The sequence below is a fragment of the Paenibacillus sp. B01 genome (assembly GCF_009649995.1).
GTDB lineage: Bacteria > Bacillota > Bacilli > Paenibacillales > Paenibacillaceae > Paenibacillus_O > Paenibacillus_O pasadenensis.
Genome location: NZ_CP045802.1, coordinates 1,236,138 through 1,253,002 on the forward strand (window position 1 = coordinate 1,236,138; position 16,865 = coordinate 1,253,002).

The window sequence follows — 16,865 nt, forward strand, 5'->3', positions numbered from 1 at the left end:
GCCTCCCCCGCTTTCGCCTTTATACGGAACGAAGCTGCAAAAAAACAAGCTGATGCCGGTCATCGACCGGCGTCAGCTTGTTTTTTTGCTTCCTAATCCCCGTCTTTTTCGGATGCGTAAGCCAGGCTTTTTTCAACAACTCCAGCACTTCATTGGATACGGGATAGAGGCCCGACTGCTCGGCAGGCAGCTTCCTTACCTCCCAGAACTTGCTCATCAATTGTTCGTCCCCTTGGAAGGTCTCGAGCGACAGCTTCATCAGCTCGCTCGCGATGCGGAGGCCTTCTTCCGATTCCGGCGGAATGGATTGCCGCACGCACCATTCGATCCGGCGCAGCAAGGAAACATAGTGTTGAGAAGTCTTGTCGCCGCGGTTGAGGCTCGGAAGGGCGGCCTGCAGGAAGGAGCTTTCGTCATCGTTGAAATAATCGATCCATTGCTTCGACAGAGGGATTTGAGCAAGGTGATCTTTTCGAGCGTGAACAGATCCTCCTCCGAATAATACCTGCGGCCGTTCTCTTCCTTCTCGCATCGTGTCGCCGGTGTATGAAGAGATTTTCTATCGCGGATTCATGTATCGCTGGTTAAGGACCCGCATGGGAAGGATGGGGGCAATCGCGGTCAGCTCTTTGATCTTCACGCTTGCCCATTACCCGACCCTGAATGCGATGCCTGTCAATTTCGTAAGCGGAATCGTGTTTGCATGGGCCTATGAGCGGACGGGATCGGTCATACCCGGCATGATCATCCACGGGGCGTTCAATACGATCGCCGTGCTGCTCACGGCAATGAGCTGATCGACACAGGAAAACAGCCTCCGCTCCATCGTCTGATGGGGCGGAGGCTGTTTGGCCGTGCGGACGCGGAGCGGGAAGCCGGGCCTGCGCTTTCAGATGCGGCATACTTCCTTGGGACAGGCGGGGCAGCTCGGGCAGCCGCACAGCCGCCGCAGGGCGGGCAGGTCGGCGATCGTGATCAGGCCGCCTTTGACCGAGACGATGCCCTCGTCCTTCATCGACGCGAGCATGCGGTTGACGCTCTCGCGCGTCGTGCCGATGAATTCGGCCAGCTCGGCGTTGGTCAGGCGCAGCCCGATCTCGAGGCCGTTCGGCCGCAGCCGCCCGTAGCTGTTGGACAGGCGGATCAGCGTGCTGGCGAGCGCGCCCGGCTTGCCGTACAGCAGCAGGTCGCGGAACTTCGACTCGGCGATGCGCTGCTGGAGCGCCATTCCGTTCATCCAGCGCACGGCGAGCTCTCCGCTGCTCAGCAGCAGCGCCTCGAGCTCCTTCCAGGCGATGACGCCGATGCGCGCTTCCCGCGCAGCCTCGGCGCTGAAGCCGTACACCGACTGCCGCCCGGCCTCGGGGCCGCCCGTCAGGTCGCCTTCCTGAAGGATGGACAGGATGAATTCCTTGCCGTCCTCGGTCGACTTGCGCAGCTTCACCTTGCCCGAAAGGATGAAATAAAGCTTGTCGGCGGGCTCGCCTTCCCAGAACAGGAAGCTGCCCTCTTCGACGCGGCGCTCCGTCATGAGCGCCTCGATGCTCCTCCACTGCTCCGCCGTGAAAAAGGCGGGAAATCCGCTCCGCTGAGCCTCTGCCGCTTCCTTCGCATAGGCGGATCCCGCCGCCGGCTGCCTCATCGCCATGTCCGCTCGCTCCCTTGCTTCTTTTCTGATTCCATCATACGGGATGCGGCCGGCTGCCGTTATCAGGGAACCGCCTGAACCGAGGGGGAGGAATTCCCCTATTTGTTGGTGAGATTGATCACATCCGAAGGGCGGTTCGGGGAGTTTTCCCGGATCGAATCAGGGAACTCCCGGACTTACTTGCGCGCTCGGGCATCGTACACTGGAGCGTAGGGAAGTCATCGGCGCATGGGGAAGGCGGATCGAGCCGCAGCCTGCGGATGCGCCAGAGGAGGGAACGGCAATGACGGAGGGGGAAAGGGGCGGCCGCGAGGAGCTGGAGCGGCTGCGGCGCGAGCTGGGCTGTGACCTGGCGATCGCTGGGCTCGCCTTGGCTGGAGGCGGATTGCGTTGGCGGGTCGCGTCCGGCGCGGTGAGCGAGCGCTACCGCATCATGGCGGAGCGGCCGGGCCGCGGCTTGGCGGGCACGGTGCTGAAGGTCGGGCGGCCGATGACGCTGCAGGCGGCGGAGCTGCGGGCCGGGCGGCAGCTGCAGGACTATCCGCTGCTTATCGCGGAGGGCATCTGCTCGGCGTATGCCGTGCCGCTGCTGGCGTCCGGCCGGCCGAGAGGCGTGCTGCTCGTCGGCTGCCGCGGTCCGAAAGCGTTTTCCGCTGCGGACCGGAGCGCGGCGGAAGCCGGAGCGAGACGGCTGGAGGCGATGCTGGAGGAGCGCTCCGTCCGCGGGCGCGGATCGGATCTTGAACCCGATCTCGGATCGGATCGCGGATCGGATCGAGGCGGGGGCCGCGAGCCGCATGCGTCAGGGATCGCGGCGCCGCCGAGCGAGCCGCGGAGCGGACAGCTGTGATACACTGGAAAAAAATGCGCAAGGGCAAGGAGGCGGGCGTTTGATACGGGTATTGGTCGTAGACGATCATGCGGTCGTCCGGTCCGGCCTCGTCCAGCTGATGGACGGCCGGGACGGGCTGGAGGCGGCGGGCGAGGCGGCGGACGGCGACGAGGCGATCGCGAGGGCGCTGGAGCTGCGGCCGGACGTCGTGCTGATGGACCTCAGCATGCCGCACGGCAAGGACGGCTTGAGCGCGACTTCGGAGCTCAAAAAGCTGCTGCCGGATGTCGCCGTGCTCATTCTGACGATGCACGACGACGAGGAGTATTTGTTCCGCGCGATCCATTCGGGGGCGTCGGGGTATGTGCTGAAGAGCGCTCCTTACGAGGAGCTGCTCGGCGCGGTGCGCCATGTGGCGGACGGCCAGGCGTATCTGTCCCCGGCGGCGACGAAGCGGCTCATGAGCGACTATCTCGACAAGGCGCGCAGCGGCGAGTTCGCCGGCAGCTTCGAGTCGCTGTCCGATCGGGAGCGCGAGATTCTCGCCAAGGTCGCGCAGGGCTACTCCAACAAGGAGATCGCCGAGCAGCTGTTCATCAGCGTCAAGACGGTCGAGAGCCACAAGAGCAACCTGATGGATAAGCTCGACCTGCGCACAAGGCCGGATCTGGTGAAATACGCGGCCAAGAAGGGACTGTTGAACTTTGACTGAGACAGGTCGGGAAAAGGAAGGCCAGCCGCGTCCGGAGTCCGGAGCGGCAGGAGCGTGTGCGTCGGAGCATGCGGGAGCGGCCTCGGCCGCGCCGGAGCAGGCCGTCGGAGCGGCAGGAGCATGTGCGGAGCATGCGGAAGCGGCCTCGACCGCGCTGGAGCAGGCTGCCGAAGTGGCAGGAGCGTCCGCGTCCTCCCCTGCTCCCGGCGAGATCGGGGCGAACGTGGAGCTGCTGCTGGAGGGCATCGGCTCGCGGATGGACGATCCGCGGTTCCGGGAGCTGCTGCGCCAGTCGCTGCGGCAGCTGTCGAATGTCAAGTTCGCGCTCGACGAGGCTTCGATCGTGGCGGTCACCGACGCGGCGGGGCGCATCCGCTACGTCAACGACCGCTTCTGCGCGATCTCGGGCTACGCGCGCGAGGAGCTGATCGGCCAGACGCATCGCATCGTCAAGTCGGGCCATCATGATCCGGCTTTTTTTCGCGAGCTATGGAGCCGCATCTCCTCCGGACAGGTATGGAAAGGCGAGATCCGCAACCGCTCCAAAAACGGCCGCCTGTATTGGGTCGATACAACCATCGTACCGTTCGCCGACGAGTCGGGCCGGCCGTACCAGTATCTGGCGATCCGCCACGAGGTGACGGAGCTCAAGGAGACGCAGGACCAGCTGCAGCAGGCGATGGCGGGCATGATGCAGATCCAGGAGGAGGAGCGGCGGCGCTTCTCGCGCGAGCTGCATGACGGGATCGGACAAAGCCTGTTCTCGCTCAAGATCTCGCTCGACCGCATGCTGCTGGAGGGCGCCGATACGCGACTCGAGTCGCTGCGGACCGATGTGTCGCAGCTCATGGAGGAGGTGCGCGGCATGGCCTGGGAGCTGCGTCCGTCCGTGCTGGACGATCTTGGCGTCGTGCCGGCGCTGCGCACCTACATCCAGAGCTTCGAGCGTCATTACGGCATCCGCGTCCGCTTCGTCTCGACGCTGTCCCGGCGGCCCGAGCTCGGCGCGGAGACGGCGCTTTACCGCGTCGTGCAGGAGGCGCTGACCAATCTGGCCAAGTACGCGGGCGTGTCCGAGGCTTCCGTCTCCCTGAAGGAGGAGGAGGGCCGGCTCGAGGCGCTCGTCCGCGACGACGGCGCCGGCTTCGAGCCGCTGCAGCCGCGCGGCGGAGGCGTCGGGCTGTTCAGCATGGAGGAGCGGGCCCGCGCCGCCGGCGGCGTGCTCGAGGTGCGGTCGGCCCCGGGCCTCGGCACCGAGGTGAAGCTGACGCTGCCCGCGGAGCGGAAGCAGCCGTGAAGCTGCGCTGGGCTTAGCTGATGCAGAGAGGGAGCTGCGCGGAAAAACCGAGCAGCTCGGGTGCGGGGACGGAAGAACGAGGGGAGTTGCGCGGAAAAACCGAGTAACTGGGGGGCGGAGGCGTTAGAGCGAGGGGAGTTGCGCGGAAAAACCGAGCAACTCGGGTACGGAGGTGGGAGAGCGAGGGGAGCTGCGCGGAAAAACCGAGCAGCTCAGGTGCGGAGGCGGACGAACGAGCGGAGTTGCGCGGAAAAACCGAGTAACTCGGGTACGGAGGTGGGAGAGCGAGGGGAGTTGCGCGGAAAAACCGAGTAACTGGGTAGCGGAGACGGAAGAACGAGGGGAGTTGCGCGGAAAAACCGAGTAACTCGGGTGCGGAGGTGGGAGAACGAGGGGAGTTGCGCGGAAAAACCGAGCAACACGGGTACGGAGGCGTTAGAGCGAGCGGAGTTGCGCGGAAAAAACCGAGCAGCTCAGGTGCACAGGAGCCTTCACATGCTTTGCTCGAAGCTAGCGATACTCACGAGCTCTATTCGTTCTGATTTGTGCTGGTTTAACCGGCTAACGAAACGGACACGCCTTATTGCTGTCCAAACCGCTCCCAAAGCCGCCTTTCCAACTAAATAGCGATCCTCCGTTTCGTTAGCGGAAAAAAAGCCTGCGAAACCGCCGAATAGCGTTTCCTAGTATCGTTAGCGCCGAGGATGCCTCCGTAGTGAGAACGCGTCGCCCCGCCCAGCACCCGCGCCCCGCCCACCGCCAGCGCCCCGTCCCAGTGCCCGCGCCCCGTCCCAGCGGCAACGGCCCGTCCCAGCGGCAACGGCCCGTCCCAGCGGCAACGGCCCGTCCCAGCGGCAACGGCCCGTCCCAGCGGCAACGGCCCGTCCCAGCGGCAACGCCCCGTCCCATCGTCAGCGCCCCGTCCCATCGTCAGCGCCTCGCCCCGGCGTCAGCGCCCCGTCCCAGCGGCAACGCCCCGCCCATCGTCAGCGCCCCGTCCCGGCGCCCGCGCCCCGCGCCCTAGCCTGAGCCTCGCGCCCCGTCCCGGCAGCAACGCCCTGCCCCGCCCCGCCCGATGGGCGAGGCGGGCTTTCTTTTCTCTATAATGTGATTTATTTCACATACATACCGTGAGAAGCAGGATACACTAAAGCCATGAAACAAGGAGGTTGATGGAGATGAGAACCATGGCCCCGCAAGAGGAAAGGTTCGCGACGCTGACGCATCCCGCTCCCGACATCGCAGTCGAGCGGGCATCCCAGGAGCAGGAGCGGCTGCACGCCGAGCTGCAGGCGCTCGTCCGGCAGACCTGCTCCGTCCGTCAGGCGGAAGAGCCGGCGAGGCTGAGCCGGGAATTCCGCAAGCTGACGAGCCAGGTGCTGAAGCTGCAGGAGGACTGGCAGGCGCACAGCCGCTGGGTGGAGACGGAGTTTCTGCCGTATGTGACGTGGTACTGGGGAGAGGAGCCCGATCTGTTCGCGCTCATGGACCATGAATACGAGCTCGCCGAACGGTGCCTGGAGCGCTTCAACGAACGGCTCGGCCAGGCAGCCGTGCCGCTGGAGCCGGAGGATGCCCGCAAGCTGACCTCCCATCTGCTCCAAGCGTATGCGATCCTCAAAAACCGCATGCTGGAGGAAGAGGAGCTCGTGCAGCAGCTGAAGGACCGATCCAACCGGTACGATTTCTAGGGCGTGTTTGCAACCCCGCTCAGGAGCGTCTATCACCGCCTTTTTGCCCCCTGCTTCGTCACGCAGACTCGACGTACCCCCGGTACGCCTTCGCCTACGTTCCTCGCAGGGATCAAAAATTCGGCCCTATCTGCTTCCTTCGAAGGATGCAAACACACCCTAGCCGCGCCGAACTAAGTGAAAATATTCACAATAAAATACGGCAAACGTGACAAACCGCACATCCGAGCCTTCCGGCAAGAAGCATAATGAAGGAGCAAGGAAGAAACAGCCAGGCAAGCAAGTCTAATCCACGAAAGGGGTTGACCGTCATGGTCGCCAAATTTTTCAGAGAAAACGCATGGGTAGGGGCAGCGATCCTGCTGCTGAGGGTATATGTAGGCTGGGATTGGATGACGCACGGGTGGGAGAAGATGAGGGACGGCTTCGATGCCGGAGGCTTCCTCCAGAACGCGGTCGCCAAGCCGGTCGCCGATCGGGCGACGCAGGAGGTGCTGTTCCCGACCTACACCTGGTTCATCGAGCATGTCGCCCTGCCGAACGTGAAGATCATCAACTTCCTCATCCCGGTCGGCGAGTTCCTGATCGGCCTTGGCCTCATCGTCGGCGGACTGACGCTGACGGCAGCATTCTTCGGCATGATGCTCAACTTCCTCTTCCTCTTCGCCGGCACCGTAAGCACGAACCCGTGGCTGCTGCTGATCGGCACGATCATCTTCTTCGCCGGCGCCAACGCCGGACGGTTCGGACTGGACGGCCTGCTGAAGCCGCATCTGCGCAAGTGGTGGAACGAACGCGGCGGCGAGGACGCCGGCGCCGGACGCGGACTGTTCGCCAAGAAAGCCGCCAAGCACTAACCGGCGCGAGTCCAGCGCCAGCAAGACGCTCATCCAGGCAGCACCTCATAGACAGCTCCACGAAGATCCGAGCCGAATCTGATCCAGATCCGGCTCGCCGGGGCATGAGGGGTCGGCGGTCCGCCGGCTCCTCATGCGATCGGCATCCATAGAAACGGTCCGCAAAGGACCGACAGGAGGCAGGAGAGTCATGGCGATGAAGGAAAAAGCCCAGCAGCAGGTCGTTTCCGCGCAGGATGAAGTGAACCGGCTGGCCGCAAGGGCCAAAAAAGCCCAGGCGGCCTACATGAACCTGGATCAGGAGCAGGTCGACCGGATCGTGCAGGCGATGGCGCTGGCCGGCCTCGACCGGCACATGCCGCTCGCCAAGCTTGCGGTCGAGGAGACCGGGCGCGGCGTCTACGAGGACAAGATCACCAAAAATATTTTCGCCACGGAATACATCTACCACAGCATCAAGAACGAGAAGACGGTCGGCGTCATCGAGGAGAACGTCCACGAGAGCTACCGCAAGGTCGCCGAGCCCGTCGGCGTCATCGCCGGCATCACGCCGGTGACCAACCCGACGTCCACGACGATGTTCAAGGCTCTGATCGCGGCCAAGACCCGCAACCCGATCGTGTTCGCGTTCCACCCGTCGGCGCAGCGCTCCAGCATGGAGGCGGCCCGCACGCTGCTGCAGGCGGCCGTCGCCGCCGGCGCTCCCGAGCACTGCATCCAGTGGATCGAGCATCCGTCCGTCGAAGCGACGCAGCTGCTCATGAACCACAAGGACATCGCGCTCGTGCTCGCCACCGGCGGCTCGGCGATGGTCAAGTCCGCGTACAGCACCGGCAAGCCGGCGCTCGGGGTCGGTCCCGGCAACGTGCCTTGCTTCATCGAGCGCACGGCGAACCTGGAGCAGGCGGTCACCGACCTGATTCTGTCCAAGACGTTCGACAACGGCATGATCTGCGCCTCCGAGCAGGCGGTCATCCTCGACGAGCCGATCTATGCCGAGGCGAAGCGGCTCATGAGCGAGAAGGGCTGCTATTTCCTGAACGAGGAGGAAAAGGCCGCCGTCTCCAAGCTCGTCATCCAGACGGACAAATGCGCGGTCAACGCCGTCATCGTCGGCCAGTCCGCGGCCAAGATCGCCGAGATGGCCGGCATCGCCGTCCCGGCCGGCACGAAGGTGCTCGTCGCCGAGCTCGAAGGCGTCGGCGAGAAATACCCGCTGTCGGCCGAGAAGCTGAGCCCCGTGCTCGCCTGCTACAAGGTCAAGACGGCGCAGGACGGCATCGAGCGGGCCGCGCAGGTCGTCGCTTTCGGCGGCATGGGCCACTCCTCGGTCGTGCACTCGCACGACGACGCGGTCATCGCGGCGTTCGCGGGGCGGCTGCAGACCGGCCGCATCATCGTCAACTCCCCTTCGACGCACGGCGCGATCGGCGACATCTACAACACGAACCTGCCGTCGCTGACGCTCGGCTGCGGCTCCTACGGCAGCAACTCGACGACGAACAACGTATCGGCGGTGAACCTCATCAACATCAAGCGCGTGGCGACCCGGACGAACAACATGCAGTGGTTCAAGATCCCGCCGAAAATCTACTTCGAGCGCGGCGCGACCCAGTACCTGGAGAAAATGCCCGACATCACCCGCGTGGCGATCATCACCGACGAGGCGATGGTGAAGCTCGGCTACGTCGAGAAGGTCGAGTACTACCTGCGCAAGCGCCGGCTGCCGGTCGCCATCGAGATCTTCTCCGACGTCGAGCCCGACCCGTCGGTCGAGACGGTCGAGCGCGGCACGCGCATGCTGGCGGCGTTCAAGCCGGACTGCATCATCGCGCTCGGCGGCGGCTCCCCGATGGACGCGGCCAAGGCGATGTGGCTGTTCTACGAGTACCCGGACACGAGCTTCGACTCGCTGAAAATGAAGTTCCTGGACATCCGCAAGCGCATCTACAAGTACCCGCGCCTCGGCAGCAAGGCCCAGTTCGTCGCCATCCCGACGACGTCGGGCACCGGCTCGGAGGTGACCTCGTTCGCCGTCATCACCGACAAAAACAAGGGCAACACGAAGTACCCGCTCGCCGACTACGAGCTGACGCCGGACGTCGCCATCGTCGACCCGGACTACGTGTACACGCTGCCGAAGACAGCGGTCGCCGACACCGGCATGGACGTGCTGACGCATGCGATCGAAGCGTACGTCTCGGTCATGGCGAACGACTACACGGACGGCCTCGCGCTCAAGGCGATCCAGCTCGTGTTCGAGAACCTGGAGGCATCGTACCATCAGGCGGACCCGCGTGCCCGCGAAAAAATGCACAACGCCTCGACGATCGCCGGCATGGCGTTCGCGAACGCCTTCCTCGGCATCAACCACAGCCTGGCGCACAAGTGGGGCGGCCAGTACCATACGGCCCACGGCCGCACGAACGCGATCCTGATGCCGCATGTCATCAAGTACAACGCGTCGGCGCCGTCGAAGTTCGCTTCGTTCCCGAAATACGACCACTTCGTCGCCGACAAGCGCTACGCCGACATCGCTCGCCTGCTCGGCCTGCCGGCCCGCACGACGGAGGAGGCCGTCGCCAGCCTGATCGAGGCGATCCGCGGCCTGAACCGCTCGCTCGGCATTCCGGAGTCGTTCCAGGCGCTCGGCTTTGACGAGAGCGACTTCGAGGCCCGCGTCGACGAGCTCGCCGACCGCGCCTTCGAGGATCAGTGCACGACCGCCAACCCGCGCATGCCGCTCGTCGCCGAGCTGGCCGACGTCTATCGGGGCGCTTTCTACGGACGGTTCTAGGAGGGAGGCCGCGCTGCGGCGATCAAGCGATCGTCGCGGCGCGGCGACCAAGCGAAGGAGGAGTACAGCTATGGCCATCAATGAAAAGGACATCCGAGCCATCGGAGGCATGGACGCCTGGAGAGGCTTCCGTCCCGGCAAATGGCAGCGCGCCATCGACGTCAATGCCTTCATCGGCGCCAATCTGACCCCGTACGAGGGCGACGAGGCATTTCTCGCCGAGCCGACGGAAGCGACGCGCGCGCTGTGGGAGGAGGTGCTGCGGCTCATGAAGCAGGAGCGCGAGCGCGGCGGCGTGCTCGACATCTCCACGGACGTCGTCTCGACGATCGTCTCGCACAGCCCCGGCTACATCGACCGGCCGCTGGAGCAGGTCGTCGGCCTGCAGACGGACGCGCCGCTGAAGCGCTCCGTGCAGCCGTTCGGCGGCATCCGCATGGTGATCGACGCCTGCGAGGCCTACGGCTACAAGGCAGACGAGGCGATGGTGAAGACGTTCACCGACATCCGCAAGACGCATAACCAGGGCGTGTTCGACGCCTACACGGCCGACATGCGCCTGGCGCGCAAGGCCGGCATCATCACCGGCCTGCCGGACGCCTACGGCCGCGGCCGCATCATCGGCGACTACCGCCGCGTGGCGCTGTACGGCATCGACCAGCTTGTCGCCGACAAGAAGGCCGAGCTGAAGCAGCGCGAGGGCGCGCCGATGAGCGAGAGCCTCATCCGCCAGCGCGAGGAGCTGTCCGAGCAGATCCGGGCGCTCGGCGAGCTGAAGCAGATGGCGGCCTCGTACGGCTTCGACCTGTCGGGGCCGGCCGCGACGGCCAAGGAAGCGGTGCAGTGGCTGTATTTCGCCTACCTCGCGGCCATCAAGGAGCAGAACGGCGCGGCGATGAGCATCGGGCGCATCTCCAGCTTCCTCGACATCTACATCGAGCGCGACCTGGCCGAAGGGCGCCTCGACGAGGCGCAGGCGCAGGAGCTGGTCGACCATCTCGTCATGAAGCTGCGGCTCGTCAAGTTCCTGCGCACGCCGGACTACAACGAGCTGTTCAGCGGCGATCCGACGTGGGTGACGGAATCGATCGGCGGCATGGGGCTGGACGGACGCTCGCGGGTGACGAAGAGCAGCTTCCGCTTCCTGCACACGCTGTACAATCTCGGTCCCGCGCCGGAGCCGAACCTGACGGTGCTCTGGTCGGCGCGCCTGCCGCAGGGCTTCAAGGAGTACTGCGCCAAGGTGTCGATCGACACGAGCTCGATCCAGTACGAGAACGACGACCTGATGCGTCCGCTGTACGGCGACGACTACGGCATCGCGTGCTGCGTGTCGGCGATGCGGATCGGCAAGCAGATGCAGTTTTTCGGCGCGCGGGCGAACCTGGCCAAGGCGCTGCTGTATGCGATCAACGGCGGCGTCGACGAGAAGCTCGGCGAGCAGGTCGGACCGGCGTTCGCGCCGATTACGGCGGACGTGCTTGATTACAAGGAAGTGCTGAAGCGCTACGACAGCATGCTCGACTGGCTGGCGGAGCTGTACATCGACACGCTCAACGTCATCCACTACATGCACGACAAGTACAGCTACGAGCGCATCGAGATGGCGCTGCACGACACTGACCTCGTGCGCACGATGGCTTGCGGCATCGCCGGCCTGTCGGTCGTCGCCGACTCGCTGAGCGCGATCAAGCACGCCGAGGTGCGTCCGATCCGCGATGAGCGCGGGCTGGCGGTCGACTTCGAGATCGAGGGCGACTACCCGCAGTACGGCAACAACGACGACCGCGTCGACCGCATCGCCGTGGAGCTGACGGAGCGCTTCATGAACAAGCTGAAGCGGCATGAGACGTACCGCGGCGCGGTGCATACGCAGTCGGTGCTGACGATCACCTCGAACGTCGTCTACGGCAAAAAGACCGGCAGCACGCCGGACGGCCGCAAGGCCGGCGAGCCTTTCGCCCCCGGCGCGAACCCGATGCACGGCCGCGACCGCAAGGGCGCGCTCGCCTCGCTGAACTCGGTCGCCAAGCTGCCGTACGACAGCAGCCTCGACGGCATCTCGAACACGTTCTCGATCGTGCCGAAGGCGCTCGGCAAGGAGGCCGACGTCCGCGTGAGGAACCTCGTCTCGCTGCTCGACGGCTACAGCGCCAAGGGCGGGCACCATCTGAACGTGAATGTGTTCAACCGCGAGCAGCTGATGGACGCGATGGAGCATCCGGAGCAGTACCCGCAGCTGACGATCCGCGTGTCGGGGTATGCAGTGAACTTCATCAAGCTGACGCGCGAGCAGCAGCTGGACGTGATCAACCGGACGTTCCACGGCTCGGTGTGACGGGGCGGCGCTGGCGATAGATGGGAGCGGATTGGAGCGGATTGGAGCGGGCGCATGGCAGCCGGGCCGGCGCGAGACGCTCGGAGCCCGACAACCGCTCCGCGAAGGGAAGGGCCCTCCGATCGCTCTTGAACGCAGGAATCCCCGATCCCCTTTTCCAAAAAGGTGGATTCCCGCCTTCAAAGGCGAACGCGTCCGCTTCTCCAGGCTCCTTCCCTTCGCTCCGCTGGCGGGCCCTTGAAGAGGATGCCGCTGAGCCCCGGAGCTTAAAGGGCGCTGCGCGAAAGGAAAAAGACATTCAAGCATTCAAGCCGATAGCCGCTGCGCGGAGGAACACCTGCGTGGCTGTCGCAGAGCGGCAAGCTGCTGCTCTGAACGCCGACGGTTAGCAGTCCGATGCTCCCCTTTTCAATAGCACCCTCCTGCAAGAATCGAAAGAGCCGGTTGGCCGGAAGCAGGGAGCCGAGAGTGCCTTGGATGCGAGGAAAGAGCCGGTCAGCTGGAAGCAGGGAGCCGAGAGTGCCTTGGATGCGAGGAGAGAGCCGGTTGGCTGGACCCAGGGAGTCGAGAGTGCCTTGGATGCGAGGAGAGAGCCGGTTAACTGGAAGCAGGGAGTCGAGAGTGCCCTGGATGCGAGGAGAGAGCCGGTTGGCCGGACCCAGGGAGTCGAGAGTGCCTTGGATGCGAGGAGAGAGCCGGTTGGCTGGACCCAGAGAGTCGAGAGTGCCTTGGATGCGAGGAGAGAGCCGGTTGGCCGGACCGAGGGAGCCGAGAGTGCCTTGGATGCGAGGAAAGAGCCGGTCAGCTGGAAGCAGGGAGTCGAGAGTGCCCTGGATGCGAGGAGAGAGCCGGTTGGCCGGACCCAGGGAGTCGAGAGTGCCTTGGATGCGAGGAGAGAGCCGGTTAACTGGAAGCAGGGAGTCGAGAGTGCCCTGGATGCGAGGAGAGAGCCGGTTAGCTGGAAGCAGGGAGTCGAGAGTGCCTTGGATGCGGGGAGAGAGCCGGTTGGCTGGACCCAGGGAGTCGAGAGTGCCTTGGATGCGGGGAGAGAGCCGGTTGGCTGGACCCAGGGAGTCGAGAGTGCCTTGGATGTGAAGGTAGTACTTGGTAAGAGAAGAAAAGGGCGGACGAGAGCTGCGAAACGGTAGAGGGAGGGAACCATCATGCACACCGGGAGAATCCACTCTCTCGAAACGTTCGGAACGCTCGACGGTCCGGGAATCCGCTTCGTGCTGTTCATGCAGGGCTGTGCCTTGCAGTGCCGCTATTGCCATAACCCGGACAGCTGGGATACGGCCGCGGGACAGCCGCGCACGGTCGAGGAGGTGCTGGCCGAAATCGAACCGTACGTCGACTATTACAAAAGCTCCGGCGGCGGCATCACGGTCACCGGCGGCGAGCCGACGCTGCAGGCGCCGTTTGTCGCCGAGCTGTTCCGCGAGTGCAAGAGGCGCTGGGGGCTGCACACGGCACTCGACTCCTCTGGCTTCTGCGATCCGCATCACGCGGAGGCGCTGCTCGAGGCGACGGATCTGGTGCTGCTCGATCTGAAATACATGGATTCGGAAGGACACCGCAAGCTGACGACGCAGCCCAACGAGCGAATCCTGACGTTCGCCTGCCACTTGTCGCGCATGGGCATCCCGATGTGGATCCGTCGCGTGCTCGTGCCGGGACTGACGGACAACGCTGCCGATCTGATGAAGCTAGGACGCTTCATCTCCGGCCTGCGCACGGTCGAGAAGGTGGAGGTGCTGCCTTATCACCGGATGGGCGTGTTCAAATGGCAGCAACTCGGACGTCCCTACTCGCTGGAAGGCTACCGCGAACCGGACGCCAAAGAAGTCGATCGCGCCGTGAAATGGATCGAGCAAGGCCGCCGGGAAGGGGCCGCCGAGCAAGGGCGCAGAGAAGGAACGGCCGCCGAGCAAGGGCGCCGAAGCAGGGAGGCCGCCGATCAAGGACGCCAAGACGGGACGGCCGCGGCGAATGGCGGCATGGCCGAGACGGTGCGAGGCGCCGCCGGGCCGGAGGACGTGGGCAGCGCAGGCAGGCCTTGCAAGCAGAGCTTCGATGGCAGAACAGCCCCCGCACCAGGTCAGGAGCTGCGGTGCGCGGGCGGCAGCGGCGTCTAAATCGGCAAAACGGCAGATGAGAAGAACGAATGAATCCAAGGCGCTTGGGCGCCTTGGATTTTTGTATATCTGCGTTGGTTGCCGAGATCAGAATGGAAGCGAACAGGGGAGGCTGTGGCCCAATTATTGGGTGACATCCCTAGCCTCGCGCTCTCGGAGAGTCTACTGCACGGTTTTTTCGCGTAAAAGAACTCCTTGAGCGGATCCAGAGTCCGTCTCACTGTCCATGCGGCTAGACGAGGTGATGTCGCATCGGTGGAAAGGGAGCCCGTATGTGGTAAATGTACCACTGGTGGAGGCGCATCGGCGGAGAGGGACGGTACGGGGCGTTTTGTTTTGTATGATTTTTCGTCCGACTCCGATAGAATCGTAGGAGTAGAAGCGAGTGCGAAGGAGGAGAGAGTCGATGAGTCGAACGCGAAAAGCCGCCATGCTTGCAGCCGCCGCCGCGCTGCTGCTGAGCGCCTGCGACGCAGGCGGCCAAGGTGCCGCCAGCGGCAGCCTTGAAGCGGCCGGCGGCAGCGCGAATGCCGCATCGCCAAGCGTCGCCGCATCGCCAAGCGCCGCCGCATCGCCAAGCCCCGCCGCCGAGCCCAGCGCCGCCGCATCGCCGGCTCCGGCCGAGCCGGCCGCTTCGGCGGCTCCGGCGATGTCGCCGAAGCCCGCCTCGCCCAAGGAGGAGAAGAAGCCCGTGCCCGAACGCAAGCGCAAGCTGCCGTCCGGCTTCGTCTATGTGGACGAAGTCATTCCGACGGCGCAATACGAGATCCGCTATTTCACGGACTATAACTTCGTCGGAGCGCGGCTGGACGGCTACAATGCCCCCTACGCGATCCTCACGAAGCAGGCGGCCGAGGCGCTCAAGGAAGCCCATGACTTCCTGGCGCCCAAGGGCTACGGCCTGAAAATCTTCGACGCCTACCGTCCGGCCAAGGCGGTGCGGCAGTTCGTCGCCTGGTCCAAGGATGCCTCCGACCAGCGGATGAAGGAGGAGTTCTACCCCGAGGTGGACAAGGCGAAGGCGTTCAAGCTCGGCTATATCTCCTCGCGCTCCGGCCATTCGCGGGGAAGCACGGTCGATCTGACGCTGTTCGAGCGGAAGACGGGCAAGGAGGCCGACATGGGCTCGCCGTTCGATTTCTTCGGGGACATCTCGAGCCACGGCACCCCCGAGATCGGCAAGGCGCCGGCGGAGCGGCGCGCGCTGCTCAAGCGGGCGATGGAGCTGGCGGGCTTCAAGCCGTACAGCAAGGAATGGTGGCATTACACGTTGGAGAAGGAGCCGTTTCCTAAGAAATACTTCGATTTCGATATCGAATAAATCTATGATTCCATCCAATTTTATCGAATTTATTTAATAAAACCTTACCCTGACGTTGACGGATCCCTGACACAGGTCTTCTATGCTTGTAGCATCAAGACATTGATCAGGAGGTTTCGATATGCCAGCTATGGTCCGCCGCAAGACCGTTACCGCCCTTCTCGCCCTGTCGCTTTCCCTCGCCGTATCCGCGTGCGGAGCCCAGAACGCGTCCCAGAATGCAGCCGGTCCCGCTGCAGAAGGACAGGCTCCGGCCGGCACGGAAGCATCTACTGCTCCGGAGGCATCGACGGCGCCGTCCAAATCGGACGAGCCGCTCGTCGTCTACCTGAACGACTTCGACGAAATCATCCAGCCGATGTTCGAGCAGGCGACCGGCTACAAGCTGGAGCTCGTATCCGGCAACGGCGCCGAGCTGGCCTCCCGCATCGAAGCGGAGAAGGGCAATCCGCACTGGGATGTCGTCTGGATGGATTCCATGCCGTTGATCGACCAACTGGGCAAAACCGGCCGACTGCTGGAGGGCTGGACGCCGGCGGACATCGGCAACCTGACCGACTTCGCCAGCGGACTCGTGCCGGCGAACGGAACCTATTACCCGACCGGCGCCCATGCTGCCGCCGTCATCGCCTACAACACGAAAGCCTTCACGAAGGACACGGCTCCGAAGACATGGGCCGATCTGGCCGATGCGAAGTTCAAGAATGCGCTGGGCATGGCTGATCCTGCCGTCGCCGCCCCGGCCTATCCGTTCGTCTCCTATTTCTTCCAGAGCCAAGGGATGGATGCCGCTAAAGGGTATTTCGACAGCCTGTTCAAAAACGGCATGCATGTGTACCCGAAAAATCCGAACGTCGCCAAAGCGCTGACCGGCGGGGAAATCAAGGCAGCCGCCCTTCAGGAAAGCAACGCCTACGCGCTGAAAAACAAAGGCGAGCCGGTCGATATCATCTGGCCTGCCGAAGGAGCCCCTGCGTCGGTGCGCGTCGCCGCGATCCAGAAAGAGACGAAGCATCTGGAAGCCGCCAAGGCGTTTGTCGAGTTCCTGCTGGATCCCAAGACGCAGCAGGCGCTGATCGACAAGGGCGAGGAGAGCTACTTCGAGCCTTCCGCCAAAGGCGTGAACGCCAAGGCCGACCGCGCGGGAGATGCCAAGCTTGTGTTGGCTGAAGCGGCTTGGGCCGGCGAGCATGAAGGCGAGATCAAGCAATGGTTCGCGGACAAAGCGGTGAAGTGA

Annotated in this window: 12 protein-coding genes and 2 pseudogenes; 12 read left to right on the plus strand and 2 right to left on the minus strand. The window is 64.2% G+C overall.

The features are described from left to right. Nucleotides 1-19 precede the first annotated feature (19 nt). Complete coding sequence (locus tag GE073_RS05435) at nt 20-532, minus strand: hypothetical protein (RefSeq protein ID WP_228551294.1); 513 nt, start codon at nt 530-532, stop codon at nt 20-22. Here GE073_RS05435 and GE073_RS05440 point away from each other — a divergent pair. Next, nucleotides 531-797 (plus strand): annotated as a pseudogene (locus tag GE073_RS05440) (lysostaphin resistance A-like protein); the annotation flags it as partial. The gene GE073_RS05435 and the pseudogene GE073_RS05440 sit on opposite strands and share 2 nt — an antisense overlap. Before the next feature lie 92 nt (nt 798-889). Here the strand turns inward: GE073_RS05440 and GE073_RS05445 are convergent. Next, on the minus strand, nt 890-1,648 hold the full coding sequence (locus tag GE073_RS05445) for a Crp/Fnr family transcriptional regulator (RefSeq protein WP_153782967.1): 759 nt from the start codon (nt 1,646-1,648) through the stop codon (nt 890-892). Between the two features lie 283 nt (nt 1,649-1,931). Between GE073_RS05445 and GE073_RS05450 the strand changes: the two genes are divergently transcribed. From GE073_RS05450 to GE073_RS05500, 11 genes and pseudogenes are all read left to right on the plus strand, one after another. Beyond that, nucleotides 1,932-2,498, plus strand: coding sequence for a GAF domain-containing protein (locus GE073_RS05450; protein WP_153782968.1), 567 nt, complete (start codon nt 1,932-1,934; stop codon nt 2,496-2,498). A gap of 40 nt (nt 2,499-2,538) precedes the next feature. Beyond that, a complete protein-coding gene (locus GE073_RS05455; protein WP_028600362.1) occupies nt 2,539-3,192 on the plus strand; it encodes a response regulator in 654 nt (217 codons plus the stop codon). 256 nt (nt 3,193-3,448) lie between these two features. Beyond that, nucleotides 3,449-4,489, plus strand: a complete 1,041-nt coding sequence (locus GE073_RS05460) for a PAS domain-containing sensor histidine kinase (RefSeq protein WP_084137553.1) — start codon at nt 3,449-3,451, stop codon at nt 4,487-4,489. 1,178 nt (nt 4,490-5,667) lie between these two features. Then, complete coding sequence (locus tag GE073_RS05465) at nt 5,668-6,180, plus strand: hypothetical protein (RefSeq protein WP_153782969.1); 513 nt, start codon at nt 5,668-5,670, stop codon at nt 6,178-6,180. Nucleotides 6,181-6,491: 311 nt separating this feature from the next. Continuing rightward, the gene (locus GE073_RS05470; protein ID WP_028600365.1) at nt 6,492-7,037 is read left to right on the plus strand and encodes a DoxX family protein; all 546 of its coding nucleotides are present in this window, start codon (nt 6,492-6,494) and stop codon (nt 7,035-7,037) included. Nucleotides 7,038-7,227: 190 nt separating this feature from the next. Continuing rightward, nucleotides 7,228-9,834 (plus strand): bifunctional acetaldehyde-CoA/alcohol dehydrogenase, encoded by a 2,607-nt coding sequence (gene adhE, locus GE073_RS05475; RefSeq protein WP_153782970.1) that lies wholly within the window; start codon nt 7,228-7,230, stop codon nt 9,832-9,834. A 70-nt stretch (nt 9,835-9,904) separates the two neighbouring features. Continuing rightward, nucleotides 9,905-12,172 carry a formate C-acetyltransferase gene (gene pflB / locus GE073_RS05480; protein ID WP_153782971.1) on the plus strand — a complete coding sequence of 756 codons (2,268 nt, stop codon included), beginning with the start codon at nt 9,905-9,907 and terminating at the stop codon, nt 12,170-12,172. Nucleotides 12,173-12,645: 473 nt separating this feature from the next. Next, nucleotides 12,646-13,320 (plus strand): hypothetical protein, encoded by a 675-nt coding sequence (locus tag GE073_RS05485; RefSeq protein ID WP_153782972.1) that lies wholly within the window; start codon nt 12,646-12,648, stop codon nt 13,318-13,320. Nucleotides 13,321-13,335: 15 nt separating this feature from the next. Then, nucleotides 13,336-14,058 (plus strand): annotated as a pseudogene (gene pflA / locus GE073_RS05490) (pyruvate formate-lyase-activating protein); the annotation flags it as partial. Nucleotides 14,059-14,713: 655 nt separating this feature from the next. Continuing rightward, complete coding sequence (locus GE073_RS05495; RefSeq protein ID WP_219623322.1) at nt 14,714-15,628, plus strand: M15 family metallopeptidase; 915 nt, start codon at nt 14,714-14,716, stop codon at nt 15,626-15,628. 121 nt (nt 15,629-15,749) lie between these two features. Beyond that, complete coding sequence (locus GE073_RS05500) at nt 15,750-16,865, plus strand: extracellular solute-binding protein (RefSeq protein WP_228551296.1); 1,116 nt, start codon at nt 15,750-15,752, stop codon at nt 16,863-16,865.

Bases quoted from the DNA above. Each gene is read 5' to 3' on its own strand.
- GE073_RS05465 (WP_153782969.1), top strand. From the start codon at position 5,668: ATGAGAACCATGGCCCCGCAAGAGGAAAGGTTCGCGACGCTGACGCAT.
- adhE (WP_153782970.1), top strand. From the start codon at position 7,228: ATGGCGATGAAGGAAAAAGCCCAGCAGCAGGTCGTTTCCGCGCAGGAT.
- GE073_RS05435 (WP_228551294.1), bottom strand. From the start codon at position 532: ATGCGAGAAGGAAGAGAACGGCCGCAGGTATTATTCGGAGGAGGATCT.
- GE073_RS05470 (WP_028600365.1), top strand. From the start codon at position 6,492: ATGGTCGCCAAATTTTTCAGAGAAAACGCATGGGTAGGGGCAGCGATC.
- GE073_RS05445 (WP_153782967.1), bottom strand. From the start codon at position 1,648: ATGGCGATGAGGCAGCCGGCGGCGGGATCCGCCTATGCGAAGGAAGCG.
- GE073_RS05450 (WP_153782968.1), top strand. From the start codon at position 1,932: ATGACGGAGGGGGAAAGGGGCGGCCGCGAGGAGCTGGAGCGGCTGCGG.
- GE073_RS05495 (WP_219623322.1), top strand. From the start codon at position 14,714: ATGAGTCGAACGCGAAAAGCCGCCATGCTTGCAGCCGCCGCCGCGCTG.
- GE073_RS05500 (WP_228551296.1), top strand. From the start codon at position 15,750: ATGCCAGCTATGGTCCGCCGCAAGACCGTTACCGCCCTTCTCGCCCTG.
- pflB (WP_153782971.1), top strand. From the start codon at position 9,905: ATGGCCATCAATGAAAAGGACATCCGAGCCATCGGAGGCATGGACGCC.
- GE073_RS05460 (WP_084137553.1), top strand. From the start codon at position 3,449: ATGGACGATCCGCGGTTCCGGGAGCTGCTGCGCCAGTCGCTGCGGCAG.